Below are 19,083 nucleotides of genomic sequence, written 5' to 3'. Positions count from 1 at the left end.
ACGTTCGTGAGACAGTTCGGTCCCTATCTGTCGTGGGCGTAGGAAATTTGAGAGGAGCTGTCCTTAGTACGAGAGGACCGGGATGGACGTACCGCTGGTGTACCAGTTGTTCCGCCAGGAGCACCGCTGGGTAGCTATGTACGGAAGGGATAAGCGCTGAAAGCATCTAAGCGTGAAGCCCCCCTCAAGATGAGATTTCCCAATGAGTAAGACCCCTTGAAGACGACGAGGTAGATAGGTTGGGGGTGGAAGTGCAGTAATGCATGGAGCTGACCAATACTAATCGGTCGAGGGCTTATCCTAAAGATAAGACGCAATGAGTTTCGGATCCAGTTTTCAAGGTGTAACCTTGAAAGTATGTAGAAGTACATACAACAAGCGTATGGCGATTCATTCACACGATCCGTGATGAACCGAATAACCTTACGGAAGAATTTGCGGAGCAAATTCACGTTTGGTGGCGATAGCGGAGGGGTTCCACACGTACCCATCCCGAACACGACCGTTAAGCCCTCCAGCGCCGATGGTACTTGGACCGCAGGGTCCTGGGAGAGTAGGACGCCGCCAAGCGAACTTTATAATTATTATTCCCTGATAGCTCAGTTGGTAGAGCACTCGACTGTTAATCGAGTTGTCACAGGTTCGAGTCCTGTTCGGGGAGCCATATGGAGAGGTGTCCGAGTTGGCCGAAGGAGCACGATTGGAAATCGTGTAGGCGCCAAAAGCGTCTCGAGGGTTCGAATCCCTCTCTCTCCGCCAGAATTATTTTATAGCATGGCCCGTTGGTCAAGGGGTTAAGACACCTCCCTTTCACGGAGGTAACAGGGGTTCGAATCCCCTACGGGTCATAGTAGTATGGAGGCTTAGCTCAGCTGGGAGAGCATCTGCCTTACAAGCAGAGGGTCGGGGGTTCGATCCCCTCAGCCTCCACCATTTATTTTCAATAGATTTCCCTACTATTATCGCGGGGTGGAGCAGTTCGGTAGCTCGTCGGGCTCATAACCCGAAGGTCGCAGGTTCAAATCCTGCCCCCGCAACCAATTAACTTTTTAATGAGAATTATTATGGAACTGTGGTGTAGAGGCCTAACATGCCTGCCTGTCACGCAGGAGATCGCGGGTTCGAATCCCGTCAGTTCCGCCATTTTCACAAAGTTACATTACCCTGTTGGGAGCCATTAGCTCAGTTGGTAGAGCACCTGACTTTTAATCAGGGTGTCGAAGGTTCGAGTCCTTCATGGCTCACCATTCATGTACTTATACGTCATGAATATAATTGTATTGCGGACGTGGCTCAGCGGTAGAGCATCGCCTTGCCAAGGCGAGGGTCGCGGGTTCGATTCCCGTCGTCCGCTCCATATTTGCGCCCTTAGCTCAGCTGGATAGAGCGTTTGACTACGAATCAAAAGGCCGGGAGTTCGAATCTCTCAGGGCGCGCCATTAATTTCATAAGCCGGTGTGGCGGAATTGGCAGACGCGCGCGACTCAAAATCGTGAGGGAAACCGTGGAGGTTCGAGTCCTCTCACCGGCATCTATTTCGGGATGTAGCTCAGCTTGGTAGAGCACCTGGTTTGGGACCAGGGGGTCGCATGTTCAAATCGTGTCATCCCGATTCAAAAGAAAGTCGCTGGAAGCAGCGGCTTTTTTTGTTTATGTTATTATCTTTTGTATAATTCAGTAATCTTCAGGTTACACTAACACAAAAAGTGGGACGGAAGGGATTACTGTGAAGCGATTAAGTTGGAAAAAACAGATGAAACGGCGCTGGAAACAGTGGAGAAGAGCAGTGTGGGCATGTACTATTTTTAGTGCGGCTTGTTTACTGGCAGGTTTGGGCGTTCTGTTTTCGAATCATATGCAGGCTATGCTGTCGCAACCACTGGCTACTCCCGTTATGGCAGAGGTGGAAATGAAGGAGTTATCATATAGCCCGACCGAAGACCGCTCCCCACAGATGCAGCTATTGCAAAGTATTCGTGCTTCCGGTATAAGCAGGAAGACCCGTTTGTTAACTACCTACGTATGTGGCACGGAGACCACTTCCTTGGGAACGTTAAGTTCAAAGCAGCTGGAAAATTTGCTGAAGCAACATCCCGATTGGAAGGGAAGACTTAATACTAAAGGAGAAGTGTGGTTGGAGCGCAGAGTGGAAGATTTGTCGGAGTCATGCAAAGAGCGCGCATATATGGGCTTAAGCACTGATGGGCAGCTTACACTGTTTGAAGGGCTGCCAAAAAAGGAAAAAGTAATTCGTACCTTTTTTCAATTGGATATAGGGTCCATGGAGACGGCCTTGCCGGAAGGGGTATATAAACAACTTCAGCAGGGAATCCGTGTACAGGATATAAATGAGTATAACAGTGTAATCTCCACTTTTAGTGATTTTGCAGTGGAGCGAACACAGAGGGTATTAAAGCAGCATTATTGATTACACCAAGTACGGAGACGTTAGGCTTTGCCCACGAGGTGAGGTTTGTAGCGTCTCTTTTTATGTTTTCACTCATGGTTAAACTTTTTCCTCTATTAGATACAAAGTTTTGTTATAATGAAAAGAACGACACATATGTTCGCTTTATATGGGATTTGGTCATGTATATTGACGATAGTGCTGGCTGTTAGTTAGTTACGTCATGTTTGAGCGATAGGGGAGAGATTTTTTTGCGTTTTCTAGGAATTGATCCGGGTATTGCCATTGTGGGCTTCGGATTTGTAGACAAGGTTGGTAGTAAGGTGGTTCCTGTGCAGTATGGCTGCATCCAGACGGAGGCACACACCCCCGAAGAAGACAGGCTGCTTCATGTATATGAAGGCATGTTGCAATTAATTGATAAGTATAAGCCGGATGCGGTAGCATTGGAGAAGCTCTTTTTTAATCGCAACGTTACAACGGCTATGTCCGTAAGTCAGGCACGTGGAGTGCTGGTATTAGCTGCCAAACAACGTAATTTGCCTATAGGGGAATACACGCCGATGCAGGTAAAGCAGGCTATTGTAGGGTATGGCAAGGCGGAGAAGAAGCAGGTACAGGAGATGGTTAGAATGTTTCTAAAGCTCCAGGCTGTGCCCAAACCGGATGATGTAGCGGATGCTTTGGCAGTGGCTATTTGTCATGCGCATTCCTATGGACTAAATTCAAAATTAAATGAGGTATTACGAAAATGATAGATTTCTTGCGTGGTTCTGTAGCTCACTTGGAAAATGAATATGTCGTTTTGGATGTGCATGGTGTAGGGTATCGGGTATTTTGTCCCAATCCTTACGCGTTCGCCAAAACGGAAGGACCGGTGGTTATTTACACTCATCATCATGTAAGGGAAGATGCTATTTTACTGTTTGGGTTTGCAACCCGTGAGGAGCAGCAATTATTCCGTAAACTGATCGATGTATCTGGTATTGGACCGCGTGTGGCACTTGGGATTTTGGGAGGCGGTACGCCTGCTCATGTGGTGACGGCGATTTATCAGGAGAATATCACATTTCTCACCAAATTACCGGGAATTGGTAAAAAGACGGCACAACGTATGATTCTAGATTTGAAAGACAAGCTGGACGGTATTGGGGCGTTGGGAATGGCTACCGGATTGTTTGCGGAGCCTGTTGTAGAAGAAGGCCAAGGTTCGTATTGGAGTGAGGCGCGTGAAGCGCTTAAGGCGCTCGGTTACACGGATGCTGAACTAGATAAGGTATGGAGCAAAATGAAGAAAGATGCGAAACCTGATGATTCAGCTGATATTTTGATGAAACGGGCTTTGCAACTGTTGTTTGCCGGATAGGACGCTGATGTCCGTGGATAGGATTCTGGTAAAAAGAGGAGCGATGGAATATGGATGACCGGATTATTTCCGCCAATTTGATGATGGAAGACCAGACGGCGGAGTTAAGCCTTCGCCCCCGTTATCTAAATGAATATATCGGGCAAAATCAGGTTAAGGAAAATCTGAAAGTATATATTGAAGCAGCCAAGATGCGTAAAGAAGCATTGGACCATGTATTATTGTACGGACCGCCTGGATTGGGTAAAACCACGCTGGCTAACATTATCGCCAATGAGTTGGGGGTTAATTTACGTACGACTTCAGGCCCTGCAATTGAAAGACCAGGAGATTTGGCAGCATTGCTAACCAATCTTCAAGAGGGTGATGTTTTGTTCATTGATGAGATTCATCGCCTTCATCGTACAGTGGAAGAAGTTATGTATCCGGCGATGGAGGATTTTGCACTGGACATTATGATTGGCAAAGGTCCGAGTGCACGTTCGGTGCGTTTGGATTTGCCTCCCTTTACTCTTATAGGTGCTACTACACGCGCTGGGTTGCTCTCTGCGCCATTACGTGACCGGTTTGGCGTTATTAGTCGGTTAGAGTTTTATACGACAGACGAGCTGGCTTACATCGTGTCTAGGAATGCGGATATTATGGAGATTGAGATTGTCGGGGACGCGGCGGAGGAAATTGCATTGCGTTCACGGGGAACACCGCGGATTGCCAACCGACTGTTAAAAAGGGTACGTGATTTTGCCCAAGTGGCCGGAGACGGTATTATTCATTCAGAGTTGGCTGCTGAAGCACTAAGGAGACTTCAAATAGATCCACTCGGGCTGGATGAAATTGATCATAAAATGCTTAAGGCTATGATTCATTCATTCCGGGGCGGACCTGTAGGATTGGACACCATTGCTGCGACCATTGGCGAAGAGAGCCAGACGATTGAGGATGTGTATGAGCCTTATTTGTTACAAATTGGTCTTTTACAAAGAACACCTCGGGGACGAACGGTGACTCCGGCGGCATATGCTCACCTTGGAATTCCAATGCCAACAGACCCACGGTGACTAGAAAACCATGGTGAACTTTTAAAAATCATTGAATGCTATTCGAAAGTATGACGATATGAAATGGATAGACAGATAAATTGAGGTAAGAAGTGTGTAAGTCCGATTCGAGCGGGTTCAAAATTTGGTTTATTCCGCCGATGTATTTAAAGGGAAATACGCAGGTCGAGATCCGATAAATCATGTAATAAAAGTGATAGTCAGCTAGAATTGGGGGAGCTAGAAATGAGTGGAGAAACATTGAACCGAAAAAAAACTTTCGGAGCGTGGACAGGCGCCTTCAAACGAGCAGCAGTTATTATGGTATTAGCTACAGCTTGCATACCTTGGTCTTCGGGTGTTCACGCTGCTGCCGCCCAAGAAGATATTCGTGTAGTGATCTTTGCGGATCTAGGTAGCAAATATAAAGCGACAGTCCCCGCTGTAACTTTGAAATCATCAGGAAGCCTGAGTGTCGGCCAGAACAGTGGGGGCAGCTTTCAGGCTTGGATGGGACTGCCGGACAGTACGGCTCGTTTTAGTGTAGACAGCTATCGAGTGAAGGTATTTGAAGGAAATGAAGCGACTGCGATAAAAGCGGCTCAAGCTCTACAAAAGACTAATGATAAACCTACTGTTTTTATCGGTTCAAAAAACGGTAGCTCTGTCTATCAAGTGTATGCGGGATTATATGCTAGTGAACAGTCGGCACAGGCTGCTGTGCAGCGGATTTCCTCAGCAACCGGAGCACAGGCCGAAGTTAAGGGAAACAAACATTGGTCGACGGGAAGCTACGGAACCGAGCAGGAGGCTAATCTTGTTCGCACGACTATTGCTGCCGCAGGCTTTGATGCTTTTACAGTAATTCAATCAAGAGGCCAGTACGCTGTATGGGTTGGAGAAGAAAGTAATGACAGCAAGCTGTCGGCCTTGAAAACAGAACTGGAGAGCAAGCAGCCCAGACTCACCCTTTCCAAAGTGAATACTACTCAAACTGGTCTGATTCTAAGACAGGAAGCAGGAGTAACGACAGGCTCACAGGCGATGTCTCATTACATGCTAAGTGGCTCTAATAACAGCAAGGTAATTGTCAACGGCGGTAATAATGGAATCCAAGTGGTCGAAAGATCACAGCGTACATATCGCGGCGACATGGAGATTGGCATGACGTCAGGACAGCTGGCGCTTGTAAATGAAGTCCCTTTGGAGCAGTATTTGTATTCCGTAGTAGGAGCAGAGGTCTATTCTTCATGGCCAGATGAAGCGCTCAAGGCTCAAGCGGTAGCTGCTCGCAGTTATGCGCTTGCCCAAGGCAATCGGTTTCAGATCGGCAATGTGGTAGATGGCACCCTAAGCCAAGCTTACAACGGTAAGAGCTCAGAACATGCGAATGTCAACGAGGCTGTAGATGCAACAGCTGGTGAAGTTATTAAGAGTGGCGGCAAAGTGGTCGAAGCTGTATTCTCTTCTAATGCGGGCGGTGTGACAGCAGATGCTTCCGAGGTGTGGAATAGTGGTGGTGAAGCGTTTGCGAGCGTGGACAGCTCGGGAGATACTTCGGCACAAAAAGGAGCACAAGAGTGGTATCACGTACTTCTCTCCAGTGGCAAGACAGGCTATATTCGCGAGGATAATGCTAAGGAGCTGGAGGGAGTCACAGAAGCAGGGTTAGACAAAATAACCGTCACTGCGGAAAATACAAATGTGCGTCCTATTCCCCAAATCCAATCAACGGTTACCCCCGTAGCAAAGGCGCAGCCGGGCGAAGAGATGATTGTTTTGGAAAAGGTGCCTCAGTCCGGAGACTATGCATGGGTTAGAGGTCCCTTTACAGCAGCTCAAATTGCTAAGTCCTTGCAAGGAAAAATAACTGGCACGGTACCATCCTCTATTAATCAACTTGATGTCACCAAACGAGGTCCGTCAGGGCGAGTATTGGAGGTTGAAGCAGATGGCACTCCTTTAAAAGTGAAATATCCGGACATGTATCGCTCAGCGATGGGGGGACTGCCGAGCACATTGTTTGATATTGCGAGTACCGGCAGTTATACTGTATTAGGCGCTGATGGAGCTACTACTCATATAAGCGGCACACAAGGCACCCAAATTCTGTCTGCATCTGGCACCAGCACTTCAAGTGGTAACGGGGTGGTCGTCATGAATGAAGATCGCCATGCACGGGTCATCGACAAAACGCAAAGCTTTATTTTTACAGGTAAAGGGAATGGTCATGGCTTGGGCTTATCACAATGGGGGGCCAACGGTTTGGCAGAGCAGGGGTATGATTACAAGAAAATTTTGCAACACTATTACAAAAATGTGGATATAGTTAAGGACTGACCAATATATGAACGTAAACGACTACGATTTTGAACTACCTGAAATATTAATTGCACAGACGCCTTTGCTTGAGCGGACCGCTTCTAGATTACTGACGTTAAACAAAAACAACGGCGAAGTGGGACATCATACATTTTCGGATATTGTGCAGTATCTTCAGCCAGGGGATACGCTGGTTCTGAATGATACCAGAGTAATTCCTGCACGTTTGTTTGGCATCAAGCAAGACACTGGGGCTAAGGCCGAGGTTCTGCTGCTTAAACAACTGGAGGGAGACCGATGGGAAGCATTGGTGAAACCCGGCAAAAAGCTGAAAAAGGGAGCTGTTATTGTTTTCGGTGATGAGCTGAAGGCAGTTATTGAGGAAGAAGGAGATATGGGCGGCAGGGTACTTTCATTTTCATATGATGGTATTTTTCAGGAGATTCTGGATCGCTTGGGGCAGATGCCGCTTCCTCCGTATATCAAGGAACAGTTGGATGATCGTGAGCGGTATCAAACCGTTTATGCTCGGCACGAAGGTTCTGCTGCGGCACCAACGGCAGGGTTACATTTTACAGAAGAATTACTGGACCAAATTAAAGAGAAGGGCGTTACGGTTGCCTTTATCACACTTCATGTCGGTTTAGGGACGTTCAGACCGATGTCGGTGGATACGATTGAAGAACATGTTATGCATGAAGAATACTATTCATTGTCACAGGAAACGGCAGATGTACTCAATGCAACCAAGGCACGCGGTGGGAGAGTCGTGGCAGTGGGAACAACCAGTTGCCGAACGCTGGAGACGGTGGGCAATAACTTCGTAGATGGTGTGCTACAGGCCAGCAGTGGCTGGACACAGATTTTTATTTATCCAGGCTATGAATTCCGTGTGGTGGATGCAATGATTACGAATTTCCATTTGCCTAAGTCCACCTTGGTTATGCTGGTCAGCGCACTAGCTGGCAGAGAGAATATTATGCATGCTTACCAGGAGGCGATTGACCAAAAATATCGGTTCTTTAGCTTCGGGGACGCTATGTTCATTTATTAATTAAGGATGGTAGAGAAAATATGGCACCAGCAATAAGATACGAACATATTAAGACCTGCAAGCAATCAGGAGCACGTCTGGGGCGTGTACACACCCCCCACGGAGTTATTGAGACTCCAACCTTTATGCCTGTGGGAACTCAAGCAACTGTTAAAACGATGAGCCCTGAGGAACTGAAAGCGATGGATGCTCAAATTATTTTGAGTAATACGTACCATCTGTTTCTTCGTCCTGGTCATGATATTGTCCGTGAAGCGGGCGGACTGCACAAGTTTATGAATTGGGATCGTCCTATTTTAACAGACAGCGGCGGATTCCAAGTGTTTTCCTTAAGTGAAATGCGTAAAATTTCAGAGGAAGGTGTTCATTTTCGCTCTCATTTAAATGGAGATAAGAAGTTTCTTTCTCCGGAAGTGGCAATGGAAGTCCAAAACTCACTTGGCTCGGATATTATGATGGCCTTCGATGAATGTCCACCGTTTCCGGCTGAGTATGAATACGTGAAAAAGTCACTGGAGCGTACCAGCCGTTGGGCTGAGCGTTGTTTGAAGGCACATGCGCGTCCTCATGATCAAGGTCTGTTCGCCATTGTACAAGGAGGCATGCATGAAGATCTGCGTAAGCAAAGTGCGGCAGATTTGACTTCCATGGATTTCCCGGGGTATGCTATTGGTGGACTGAGTGTAGGTGAACCTAAGCATTTGATGTATGAAGTGCTCGATTATACGGTTCCTCTGCTTCCTACCAACAAACCACGTTATCTGATGGGCGTAGGTTCGCCGGATGCTTTGATTGAAGGCTCCATTCGTGGTGTGGATATGTTCGACTGTGTACTTCCAACCCGAATTGCTCGCAATGGGACAACGATGACAAGTCAAGGACGTCTTGTCGTTCGGAATGCGAATTATGCAAGCGATTTTGGCCCGCTTGATCCGGCTTGTGATTGCTACACTTGTCGCAATTATTCACGTGCTTACTTGCGACATTTAATTAAAGCAGATGAAACCTTCGGGCTCCGACTGACAACGTATCATAACTTGCATTTCTTAATACAATTGATGCGTAATGTCAGACAAGCGATTATGGATGACAGGCTGCTTGATTTCCGCGATGAATTTTTTGAGCAGTACGGTCTTCATGATAATGATAAAGGCTTTTAAGTTTTAGGGGAGAGTATACGAAAGGGGGATTTAATGTGTTTCATTTTGCTACAGCTGCGGCTGCACCTGGTGGAGCTGGCGGACTTTTTCAAATGATCTGGCCACTGGCTCTGATGTTTGTAATCTTCTATTTCTTGCTGATTCGTCCGAATCAGAAAAAACAAAAGCAGCGTCAATCGATGCTTCAAGCTTTGAAAAAGGGAGATAAAGTAATTACAATCGGAGGTCTTCACGGTACAATTGTGGAGATTACGGACGATGTGGTTGTTTTGCGTGTGAATGATGTGACAAAGCTGACCTTTGACCGCAGTGCAATTAGTAATGCGATTGCAAAAGACACTGCAACTGAGGAAGTTGTTTCTAAATCGTAATATGCGATTGTAATGCAAAAACCGAGCCTTAGAGGGGGCTCGGTTTTTTTGTGTTGCATACATGTCGACTTACTTGCTGAAGTTAATGCCAAACATCCCGCCACCTGCTCCTATGACAAACGCGATTCCTAAGTGCATTAGGTCTTTACCGTTCATGCCTGCATCCAATGCCAAAAAACCGACTAGAAGAACGATTAGTCCATACAGAATGCCTGTAATACCGCCTTGATACCAGCCTTTGTTCGTGGATCTTTTACCAGCGACGAAGCCGCCAGATAGCATGGCGAATGCGTGGACGATGTACGTATACAATGATAAATCCTGTTCTTGCATCTGTGTCATCCACAAGAGTATTGAAAGAATCAATGCGCCAAACAGCATCCATGCAAAGGCATAAAATAAGCCGGATAAAATGGGATGGGCCAGACGAAACGAACACCAGCGGCGAATGAGCTCCATGGATAATTCCTCCTGTACCAAGGTTTGAACTATTATCATTCTATGGCCAAGCTTCCCGGGTTAGTACCAAGTCGTAAGCAGTCTTTCTCTTTATTTCAATAATTTAGCCTTTTGTTTTTTGTATGAGCCAAGTGAGGAACGGTCAGAATACGTGTACAATGAACGGCTAATGTCTTGCCGCAAGTACAGGAGAGGAGGCGAACCTATTGAGTCACGATATTTTTGCTCATATTTTTCGGACGCTGCTCATGTATTTTATTGTATATCTGGTGATGCGCTTGATGGGTAAAAGGGAGATCGGAAAACTGTCTGTTTTCGATCTCGTCATATCCATTATGATTGCGGAAATTGCTGTGTTCAGCCTGGAGGATATAAAACGTCCACTTTATGAAGGGTTGATTCCTTTAGGAGTGCTGTTAATTTTGCAAATCGGGATTTCCTATTTCAGTCTGAAAAGTCGGCGTCTGCGCTTACTATTTGATGGTAGGCCCAGTGTATTGTTCTCCAATGGACAACTAAACAAGGACGAAATGGCGAAGCAGCGTTATAACTTAGATGACTTGCTGTTACAACTTCGTGAACAAAATATAGAAAGTTTGGACGAGGTTGAATATGTCATTCTGGAAACAACAGGTAAACTCACGGTGATTAGCAAGGATATTTACGATGGCGCTAAACGCGAAAAAATAAAGCAGGAACAAAGCGAGAATGATTTGATAAGCAAAGAGCACCAGGAAAATAGAGTCCACCCTTCTCCACAAATCGGTGGAAAGTTTAGATATGAGGGACTGCCGATTCCATTAATTATGGATGGCAAGGTGCTGGATCGAAATTTGGAACGGATGGATATGAACCGTTTTTGGCTTAAAAATCAGATTCAAGCGAAGGGACACAAAGATTTTAAGGATGTTTTCTTATGCTCGGTCAACCATAGAGGGGATGTATATATTACACCACCGGTCTATGGAGAATCTTCAGATTAGCTTTTTTTTATGCTTTAAACCATCTTCTCAGGATTGGAATGCGTGTGAGGTTGTCCCAGTCGATCATTTTGATCAAGGTCATCAGGAAAAGGTACAGAATAATTCCCAAGCCTGCGGCAAAAATAAACTGGAGCCACATTTGATCGAAAATCGTTAAATGTCTGTAGGTATATAATACCGCTGCCGCCATAATGATCATGCCTATCCCGGTTTTCCAGAAGTCAAGTAAACGTACACGAAAGCGAAGCAGTCTGCTGACACTGAAGCCATGTAGGAGGGTAACGATAGCACTGTTAATACAGATGGCGATGACAGCTCCGTAGATACCGTACTGAGGCTGGGAAGCAAGCCATACAATCAGCCCAATTTTGATAATGGCTCCGACAAAGGTGTTCAATAAGGCGCTTCCAGGACGGTCTAACGCCTGAAGTGCTGCCTGAAGCGGGGCCTGAATGTACATAAAAAGTGCAAAGGGCGCCATGAGTTTAAGCATGCCCGCAATATCGCCATTATTGTAGAGCAGCAGACACAGCGGCTCTGCTAATACATACATAATTACGGCAAATGGAGCTCCTGCGACTAAAGCAAGACGAAGCGATTGATGCAAACGTTTGTGAATGGCGGTAATATGCCCTTTCGCTGCTGCTTCGGATAACGAAGGCACGAGTGAAACAGCCAGCGAACTGGTAAGGGCTCCAGGTAGTAATAACACAGGAATAACCATGCCTTGCATCGCTCCATATTGTGCAGTTGCCACGCCAGTTGCAATGCCTGCTACGGCGAGGCTGCGCATGCATAAGATAGATTCGAGCAAATAAGATAAGGAACCGACAAGCCTTCCAGCAGTAACGGGAACGGAAATCGACATAAGACGTGACAAAACGGATGATTGCTCGATATGAACTTCTGAAGGTAAAGGCGCCTTCGGTTGAAGAATGTGATCTTTTCGCTGGTTCCAGGCGTATTGCCACAGCAGCACAACCATGCCAATGAATTCACCCGCCAAAGCACCAAGCATTGCACCTGCAGCAGCGTAGGCTAGCCCATGGGGAAGTAACAAGTAAGCAAACCAAATGACGCAAAAAATGCGCATGACGGTTTCCGCAATGGAGGAGCTTGCGGAAGGGATCATATTTTGTTTTCCTTGAAAATAGCCCCTATAAGCTGAGGAAACAGCAACAATGACAATCATCGGGCTCATACTCACGAATGTATAATACACACGGCTGTCGGTCAGGAGATGGCTTGTGATCCAAGGTGCAAACACAAGACAGATTGCCATGGCGATCAGGCTGAGTGTAATGGTGAAGCGCAAGCTAGTGTGCAAAATACGCCGCGACATTTCGGGTTGCCCCGCCGACTCAGCTTCAGCTACAAGCTTGGCTACCGCAAGAGGGATGCCGCCGGTAATAAGAGTCACTAGTACAATAAAAAAGGGATACCCCTGCTGGTACAAGCCGACTCCTTCGGGGCCGATGATACGCGGGAGTGCGATTCGGGGAATAAAGCCCAGTAGCCGATTGATGATTCCCGCTGCCAATAAAATAATTGCTCCATGAATGAATGTCTGCTTTTTCAATCGCAACTCCCTCTTCCCCAAAATGAAATTCTGCGTCTATGTGTTTCTTTAGAAGATATGCTGAACCTGTCCATGTTCATGACAAGCTTTTCAGCTTAGAAACAAGGTGATCCAGACTACAAGAGGGAGAGTGGTGAATTCTGCTATTGACGAGCGAAATGAATGCATATATTGTTGATTTACGGCTATTTTTCGATGAAAAGAAGGGTTTTCCAAGATCAGGACAGAAATGTTCTATAAAGCAGTCAATAACCCCGCTAATTGCTGATCTGCGGAACCGATAGTCGCTGGGAGGAGGAACGGCCATCGTGGGTATGGAAGAGCTGGATGAGCAGGATTGGGATGACGCAATTGAGATACTCTGTCAAAGTAAGGCAGACGAGCTGATCCTTGTAGGTTATGAACATGTCACCAGTAAGGACGTGTGGAATTGCGTCAGCCATAAATATGAAAAGGAGGGTATTCCTCCGCTGCACAAGCTCGTTAACGATATACTTTCCCTTAAAGCGACGAGCTTTATGAACTATTTGACGATGTCCGCATTACGGGGCTCCACTTTCGAATAGAAGGGGGTCTTTTTTTGCGTTCAAATTGACTGCTTTTTGAGGGGTAGCTATAATAGGAATATTGAGAATGAAAGGGGAACATGGGACGGAATGAAAAGAATTCTAAGTTTCATCGTGGTCGTGCTCATAACTACTGGTGTTATGGTCGGGACAAGCCCGGGCCTACTAAAAAGTTTAAAACTAGGCCTCGATTTAAAGGGAGGCTTTGAAATTTTATATGAAGCCCAGCCTTTGGAAGCCGGGCAGCGTGTAACCAGCCAGTCTCTGATACAAACAGCACAAAGCTTGGAGAGACGTATTAATGCGCTTGGTACGACTGAGCCGGAAGTAACAACTGAGGGGAGCAATCGTATTCGCGTGCGGCTTGCTGGTGTCTCTAATGAGGCGGAAGTCCGCTCCATGCTGAAAAAACCCGCAGAGTTAACCTTCCGTAGTGCAACGGCAGCAGATGCTAAAAAGCCGGGTCAATACAGCAAAATTGAGCTCCGCGGTAATGATTTTGTGGAGAATGGTGCTGTGGTAGGCTATGACCAGCTGAACAAGCCTGAGATTAGTATCAAAGTAAAAGACAAAGCTAAATTTGCAGAAATCACAAAGCGACTTATGAATAAAGAGTTGGCTATTTTCCTGGATGATGAATTACTGTCTGCACCTACAGTCCGTAGTGAATTGACGGATGGCAGTGCTTCGATTACAGGTAGCTACACACGTGATGAGGCGAACAAGCTAGCAGATACGATCAACCTGGGTGCTCTTCCGCTTAAACTGACGGAAAAATATTCTCAGAGTGTAGGGGCTACACTGGGTCAGCTGTCACTGGATCAGACGATCCGTGCTGGTTTGATCGGCTCGGTCATCATTCTGATCTTTATGATTGCAATGTTCCGTGTACCGGGACTGATAGCTAGCTTCTGTCTCATCGTTCATACCTGGCTGGTGCTTGCGATTTTTTATTTGGGCGGTTTCGTGCTCACACTTCCGGGTATCGCAGCCTTCGTACTTGGGATCGGGATGGCGGTGGATGCCAATATCATTACGTATGAACGGATTAAAGAAGAAATCAAGTCAGGCAAAACGATTCGTTCTTCTGTCATTGCAGGCAGTAAGGCATCGTTCCGTACTGTTATGGATGCCAATATTACGACAATTATAGCGGCAGCCGTCATGTTTGGTCTGGGTACAGGCTCCGTTCGAGGATTCGCTCTCGTGCTCATCGTTGATATTGTCGTGAGTATTTTGACAAATATCTTCTTCTCGCGCTTCTTGCTCAATCTGCTGGTTAAAGCAGATGCTGTGAAGAAGGCCAAGTATTTTGGTGTGAAGGAGAGTGATATCAGTGCGCTTTAATTGGGACTATAAATATGTCAAGATGAGCAAGTGGTTTTACACGTTCTCGATTATTATCACATTGCTTGGTATTTTGAGCTTATCGATATTTGGTTTGAATTACGGGGTTGATTTCCGTTCCGGTTCCAACGTGGATGTTAATTTGACTAAGACAGTTACACAAGAACAGATTCAAGCTTTGCTGAACAAGAACGGGATCGGCAAAGAGGTGGATTATACACCAGGTAAAGAGCGTTTCGGCATTCGTTTTTCACAGGTATTGACGGATCAGCAAGTGAATGAATTCAAAACCTCTTTTAACAAAGAGCTTGATCCGAAGGCATCATTTGAGGTCAATACGGTGGATACAGAAATGGCGCAAGAGCTGGAGCGAAATGCAATCTGGGCGATTTTGCTGGCCTCTGTGGCTATTGCTATCTACATTTCGATCCGGTTTGAATGGCGTTTTGCGGTTGCTGCAATTGTTTCGCTGCTGCATGATGCGTTTCTCGTCATTAGTATATTCTCGATTTTCCGGCTTGAGGTGGATTTGACCTTTATTACGGCTATTCTGACGATTGTCGGTTTCTCCATTAATGACACCGTCGTTATTTTTGACCGTATTCGGGAAAATCTGCGATTTGCAAAGAAAAAGTCCAGAACCGACTTGGAGCAAGTCGTCGATCACAGTATTGCACAGACAATGACACGTTCACTCGCAACTGTGTTTACAGTGTTTATTGCCTCCGTCTGCCTATTCATTTTTGGCGGCGAATCTATTCGGATGTTCTCGCTTGCGATGGTTATCGGTTTGCTGTTCGGAGCTTACTCTTCCATCTTCATTGCCAGTCCGCTGTGGGTAGCCTTGAAGGGGAAACAAAAGACGCCTACAGCTGGTGGAGCGGCCAAAACTGCAAAGTCTTAAGTTACGCAAATACCAGTAGTATAAATTAAAGAGAAAGCCGCGTCTGCTTGGGCGCGGTTTTCTAAGGTTTTAAGAATTCGGTTATATTGGATTGGAGCTTTATCGGGAAATGGTTAGTTCAGGATTGAGGGGGAAACGTTGTGAATAGCGAACGCAGCCGATCATTAGAAACTGCGGCGTTGAGCGGAATTGTAGGCAATCTCGCGCTGGCTGTTCTAAAGGGAACCGTCGGTTATGCAGCAAACAGCAAGGCGTTGATGGGGGATGCACTGCACACGGCTGCGGATAGTGCTTCCCGTTTGCAGGAGATGCTGTTTTCCAAGGGTGGTGCAGATCACGGAATGCTGGCGCGGTTGCGGAACGGTGAAAAAGTTCGGACGGTTATATCTGTGGTGCTGGCTATTTTAGTGCTGATGAGCGGACTTCAACTAGCTATTTCTGCTATTCGTTCATTAAGCAGTTCGGAACCGCAAGCTCCCGGTTTGTACGCATTAATTACCGTGTTTATTGCTTTGGTGTTGAGAGAAGCGTTGTTTCAGTTTCAATATCGCTACTCGATTAAACACGGCCATAAAGCGGAAGCGGATCGGTACGCTAACCATGAACGGTACTCGCTATATGCATCGCTGATTGCATTGATCGGCATGATCGGTGCAATGACTGGCGAGGCAATGGAATGGCCTGCATTATTATATCTTGATCCAACTGCAGCTTTGCTGGTAGCCTGTCTGGTGCTGCGTAAAGGATATCTAATGGTAATGAATACCGCTTACCAGGTGCCTGCACAGCCCTTGCAGGAGGAAGACTCCCAGCGCTTTATGGAGACGATTCAACGGGTATATGGTATTGTAACGGTTGAACACTTACATGCTCAGGAAACGGGTCATTTCATAACAGTGGATGTGACGATAAGTGTTAACCCGCGGATTACGGTGCAGGAGGCGCAGGAAATTGCTGATCGAGCCAAAAATTTACTGTTAGCCCGTTTTCCACAGGTAACTCATGTACAAATGCAGTTCATTTCTTACCAAGCCGGGTATCCTTATAAATCCAATCATGAACTGCCAGATAATGATGCGTCGTCCTTGCTTCAATAAGGCAGGCCGACTATGAAAGAAAGGTGAATAGGATTGCTTCATTCGCAGTACAGATGGAAGACCCCGGAGGTTAACCTGGAAGCGGCTCAGCCGTTAACAGAAGAGCTGGGGATTTCACCATTGTTGTCCCGGCTTTTAGTGAACCGGGGCGTCACTACGGCCGGGGAAGCAAACCGCTTTTTGTACGGAAGTGTGGACGATGTACATGACCCATTTCTGCTTCTTGGCATGAAAGAGGCCGTGCCGAGAATTCGCCAGGCTCTGGAGCGCGGCGAGCATATATTAATCTATGGAGATTATGATGCGGACGGCGTATCCAGTACATCATTGATGATTCAGCTTATGCGTTTTCTGAAGGCATCTTATGATATTTACATTCCCCATCGTTCTAATGAGGGATATGGTCTGCACAATCATGCTCTAGATTGGGCACATCAGCAGGGAGTGACGCTGGTCATTACAGTGGATACGGGAATTAGTGCAGTAGAGCAAATTGCTTATGCGACTTCCTTAGGAATCGATGTGATTGTGACTGACCATCATGAGCCGCCTGCTGTGCTTCCCGAGGCTTATACTTTGATCAATCCGAAGCTACCGGATTGTCCCTACCCGTTTAAAGGCCTTGCAGGCGTTGGTGTTGCCCTGAAGCTAGCTCAGGCGCTGTTGAGTGAAGTACCCGAGGAATGGTTCGAAATCGCTGCTATTGGTACGGTAGCTGATTTGATGCCACTACATGGTGAGAATCGGACGATAGTACGTAGAGGGATTCAATCCATGAGAAACTCCGCATTTCCAGGGATTCGAGCGTTGCTTCATGTAGCGGGCGTGGAGATATCCACAGTGACTTCGGTCAACATCGCATTTGCATTGGCTCCGCGGATTAATGCGAGCGGGCGTCTAGATCATGCGGGTCGAGCGGTTTCTCTGCTGACGACAGAAAAAGAGGAGGAAGCAGACCAACTTGCGCATGCGCTGGATCTGCTCAATCGTGAGCGTCAACAAGTGGTCGAACGCATTGTGGAACAAGCCGAGCAGCAATTAGCATCCAAACTAAATGAAGGCAAGCTCCCATCTGTGATTGTTTTGGCTGGTGAGGGCTGGAATGTTGGTGTCGTCGGAATTGTGGCATCCAAGCTATTGGATCGGTATTATCGTCCGACCATTATTCTGGGCATAGATGCGGAGACAGGCATGTGCAAAGGCTCTGCTCGTTCTATTCCTGCATTGGATATATACAGTGCTCTTACAGATTGCCATGAGCTCATGGAGCATTTTGGTGGACATCCTTCGGCAGCGGGGATGACGCTGTCCCGTGACAATCTGGAATTATTCGAAGAACGGCTAAACTGCTATGCAGGTTCCATTTTGACACCGGAGGATTTTATCCCTATAGCTGAGGCTGATATGGTCTGTCGTCTGGATGAGGTGTCTTTACAAGTGGTTGAAGAACTGGAATTACTTCAGCCTTTTGGGATGGGAAATCCTTCTCCACGATTCATATTACAGGGGCTTCAATTGCGCGAGGCTCGTAAAATGGGACGTGAGAAAAACCATGTGAAGCTACTATTGGAGCAGAATGGTTTATCGTTGGATGCGATTGCCTTCCGACGTGGCGATTTGGCTGATTTTTTACAGCAGCAAACGGACATAGATCTGTTGGGCGAGTTATCAATTAACGAGTGGAACGGTAAACGTTCACTTCAGCTGATGATGCAGGATATTCGTGTGCAGGCTCCGCAAATTTTTGATTATCGTGGAGTATCGGACCCACTTGCCGAACTGGAGCGAGGGCTGAGGATCTTCCATCCAAGCTTAGAGGAAAGAAAGAATGATGTTGCGGTGTTGATCCATCCGTCATCCCGGCTTCGGACATCAAGCTCCGTGGGCGCTGAATCCTTATGGTTATACGATAAAGATGGCAGCGTTACTCCTAGTGATGGTCAAAAAGATACACAGCACTCTGTGAAGTCGCTGTTCGTACTGGAGCCGCCAGATACACCCGAGCAGTTTCATGCATTATGGTCTACCTTTGAGAATGTAGAGAACGTATTTCTTCTTCATTCGATCAGTGAGCGTGGCGGCCGGCTCGTGAGCCCCGATAGGGAGCTGTTTAAGCGTATTTACATTGTGCTTTCTCGAATGGGAACACAGCTAATTGATGAAAAAGCAATGCTACCTGCTCTTAGCAGGCAGTGCTCGTGTTCAGTGCGCATGTTATCCAAAGTATTGGACATCTTCGAGGATCTTGAATTTTTGACTCGTACAGATGGTCAATTTCGTTTTGTATCCAATCCGCCCAAGCGGGATTTAACTGCTTCTCCGCGCTATCAGGAATTGTACAATATGGCTGAGATGGAGCAGTATTTACTGGATGCGGACACCAACCAGATGACGAGCTGGATCATGTCGCTTATGAAAGGTGCGTCTTGAG

Annotated in this window: 16 protein-coding genes, 11 tRNA genes and 2 rRNA genes; 27 read left to right on the top strand and 2 right to left on the bottom strand. The window is 46.6% G+C overall.

The window, feature by feature from the left end; all coding sequences use genetic code 11:
• The 21 genes from C400_RS28050 to yajC form a co-directional block, all read left to right on the top strand.
• A 23S ribosomal RNA gene (locus tag C400_RS28050) occupies window positions 1–303 on the top strand; the annotation flags it as partial.
• Window positions 304–453: 150 nt separating this feature from the next.
• Window positions 454–570, top strand: a 5S ribosomal RNA gene (rrf, locus tag C400_RS0117850).
• A gap of 18 nt (window positions 571–588) precedes the next feature.
• Window positions 589–664 (top strand) — tRNA-Asn (locus C400_RS0117845).
• A 3-nt stretch (window positions 665–667) separates the two neighbouring features.
• Window positions 668–759 (top strand) — tRNA-Ser (locus C400_RS0117840).
• A 17-nt stretch (window positions 760–776) separates the two neighbouring features.
• Window positions 777–848, top strand: a tRNA-Glu gene (locus C400_RS0117835).
• A gap of 9 nt (window positions 849–857) precedes the next feature.
• Window positions 858–933 (top strand) — tRNA-Val (locus tag C400_RS0117830).
• A gap of 30 nt (window positions 934–963) precedes the next feature.
• A tRNA-Met gene (locus C400_RS0117825) sits at window positions 964–1,040 on the top strand.
• Between the two features lie 26 nt (window positions 1,041–1,066).
• Window positions 1,067–1,143: transfer RNA gene (locus C400_RS0117820), tRNA-Asp, on the top strand.
• A 28-nt stretch (window positions 1,144–1,171) separates the two neighbouring features.
• Window positions 1,172–1,247: transfer RNA gene (locus tag C400_RS0117815), tRNA-Lys, on the top strand.
• A gap of 35 nt (window positions 1,248–1,282) precedes the next feature.
• A tRNA-Gly gene (locus C400_RS0117810) sits at window positions 1,283–1,357 on the top strand.
• Window positions 1,358–1,362: 5 nt separating this feature from the next.
• A tRNA-Arg gene (locus C400_RS0117805) sits at window positions 1,363–1,439 on the top strand.
• 12 nt (window positions 1,440–1,451) lie between these two features.
• A tRNA-Leu gene (locus C400_RS0117800) sits at window positions 1,452–1,531 on the top strand.
• 7 nt (window positions 1,532–1,538) lie between these two features.
• Window positions 1,539–1,612, top strand: a tRNA-Pro gene (locus C400_RS0117795).
• A 114-nt stretch (window positions 1,613–1,726) separates the two neighbouring features.
• A complete protein-coding gene (locus C400_RS0117790) occupies window positions 1,727–2,428 on the top strand; it encodes a BofC C-terminal domain-containing protein (protein WP_016819145.1) in 702 nt (233 codons plus the stop codon).
• 230 nt (window positions 2,429–2,658) lie between these two features.
• Complete coding sequence (gene ruvC / locus C400_RS0117785) at window positions 2,659–3,162, top strand: crossover junction endodeoxyribonuclease RuvC (protein WP_016819144.1); 504 nt, start codon at window positions 2,659–2,661, stop codon at window positions 3,160–3,162.
• Window positions 3,159–3,773, top strand: a complete 615-nt coding sequence (ruvA, locus tag C400_RS0117780; protein ID WP_016819143.1) for a Holliday junction branch migration protein RuvA — start codon at window positions 3,159–3,161, stop codon at window positions 3,771–3,773. The genes ruvC and ruvA overlap by 4 nt, the downstream gene beginning before the upstream one ends.
• A 50-nt stretch (window positions 3,774–3,823) precedes the next feature.
• Window positions 3,824–4,831 carry a Holliday junction branch migration DNA helicase RuvB gene (gene ruvB / locus C400_RS0117775; RefSeq protein WP_016819142.1) on the top strand — a complete coding sequence of 336 codons (1,008 nt, stop codon included), beginning with the start codon at window positions 3,824–3,826 and terminating at the stop codon, window positions 4,829–4,831.
• A 225-nt stretch (window positions 4,832–5,056) separates the two neighbouring features.
• On the top strand, window positions 5,057–7,150 hold the full coding sequence (locus C400_RS0117770) for a SpoIID/LytB domain-containing protein (protein ID WP_017427791.1): 2,094 nt from the start codon (window positions 5,057–5,059) through the stop codon (window positions 7,148–7,150).
• Window positions 7,151–7,157: 7 nt separating this feature from the next.
• On the top strand, window positions 7,158–8,186 hold the full coding sequence (gene queA / locus C400_RS0117765; protein ID WP_016819140.1) for a tRNA preQ1(34) S-adenosylmethionine ribosyltransferase-isomerase QueA: 1,029 nt from the start codon (window positions 7,158–7,160) through the stop codon (window positions 8,184–8,186).
• A gap of 20 nt (window positions 8,187–8,206) precedes the next feature.
• Window positions 8,207–9,346, top strand: a complete 1,140-nt coding sequence (gene tgt / locus C400_RS0117760) for a tRNA guanosine(34) transglycosylase Tgt (RefSeq protein ID WP_016819139.1) — start codon at window positions 8,207–8,209, stop codon at window positions 9,344–9,346.
• 35 nt (window positions 9,347–9,381) lie between these two features.
• Window positions 9,382–9,717 carry a preprotein translocase subunit YajC gene (yajC, locus tag C400_RS0117755; protein WP_016819138.1) on the top strand — a complete coding sequence of 112 codons (336 nt, stop codon included), beginning with the start codon at window positions 9,382–9,384 and terminating at the stop codon, window positions 9,715–9,717.
• Window positions 9,718–9,786: 69 nt separating this feature from the next.
• Here yajC and C400_RS0117750 read toward each other — a convergent pair whose 3' ends face one another.
• Window positions 9,787–10,176, bottom strand: coding sequence for a TIGR04086 family membrane protein (locus tag C400_RS0117750; RefSeq protein WP_016819137.1), 390 nt, complete (start codon window positions 10,174–10,176; stop codon window positions 9,787–9,789).
• A gap of 206 nt (window positions 10,177–10,382) precedes the next feature.
• Between C400_RS0117750 and C400_RS0117745 the strand changes: the two genes are divergently transcribed.
• Window positions 10,383–11,159, top strand: coding sequence for a DUF421 domain-containing protein (locus C400_RS0117745; protein WP_016819136.1), 777 nt, complete (start codon window positions 10,383–10,385; stop codon window positions 11,157–11,159).
• A gap of 7 nt (window positions 11,160–11,166) precedes the next feature.
• Here the strand turns inward: C400_RS0117745 and spoVB are convergent, their stop codons facing one another.
• Window positions 11,167–12,738: a stage V sporulation protein B gene (spoVB, locus tag C400_RS0117740; protein WP_017427790.1), complete on the bottom strand. Its 1,572-nt coding sequence runs from the start codon at window positions 12,736–12,738 to the stop codon at window positions 11,167–11,169.
• Window positions 12,739–13,046: 308 nt separating this feature from the next.
• Here spoVB and C400_RS0117735 point away from each other — a divergent pair, with 308 nt between their 5' ends.
• From C400_RS0117735 to recJ, 5 genes are all read left to right on the top strand, one after another.
• Entirely contained in the window at window positions 13,047–13,304 is a 258-nt protein-coding gene (locus C400_RS0117735; protein ID WP_013372642.1) for a post-transcriptional regulator, read from the top strand.
• 90 nt (window positions 13,305–13,394) lie between these two features.
• A complete protein-coding gene (gene secD, locus C400_RS0117730; RefSeq protein WP_016819134.1) occupies window positions 13,395–14,651 on the top strand; it encodes a protein translocase subunit SecD in 1,257 nt (418 codons plus the stop codon).
• Window positions 14,641–15,555: a protein translocase subunit SecF gene (gene secF, locus C400_RS26285; RefSeq protein WP_017427789.1), complete on the top strand. Its 915-nt coding sequence runs from the start codon at window positions 14,641–14,643 to the stop codon at window positions 15,553–15,555. Before secD ends, secF begins: the two co-directional genes overlap by 11 nt.
• Before the next feature lie 140 nt (window positions 15,556–15,695).
• Window positions 15,696–16,652, top strand: a complete 957-nt coding sequence (locus C400_RS0117720) for a cation diffusion facilitator family transporter (protein ID WP_017427788.1) — start codon at window positions 15,696–15,698, stop codon at window positions 16,650–16,652.
• Between the two features lie 33 nt (window positions 16,653–16,685).
• Window positions 16,686–19,082 carry a single-stranded-DNA-specific exonuclease RecJ gene (recJ, locus tag C400_RS0117715; protein WP_017427787.1) on the top strand — a complete coding sequence of 799 codons (2,397 nt, stop codon included), beginning with the start codon at window positions 16,686–16,688 and terminating at the stop codon, window positions 19,080–19,082.
• Window position 19,083: the final 1 nt, after the last annotated feature.

Source organism: Paenibacillus sp. ICGEB2008 (genome assembly GCF_000307675.1).
GTDB lineage: Bacteria > Bacillota > Bacilli > Paenibacillales > Paenibacillaceae > Paenibacillus > Paenibacillus polymyxa.
The sequence above is the reverse complement of the archived record's forward strand: the minus strand, read 5'-3'. Positions and strand labels throughout refer to the sequence as shown.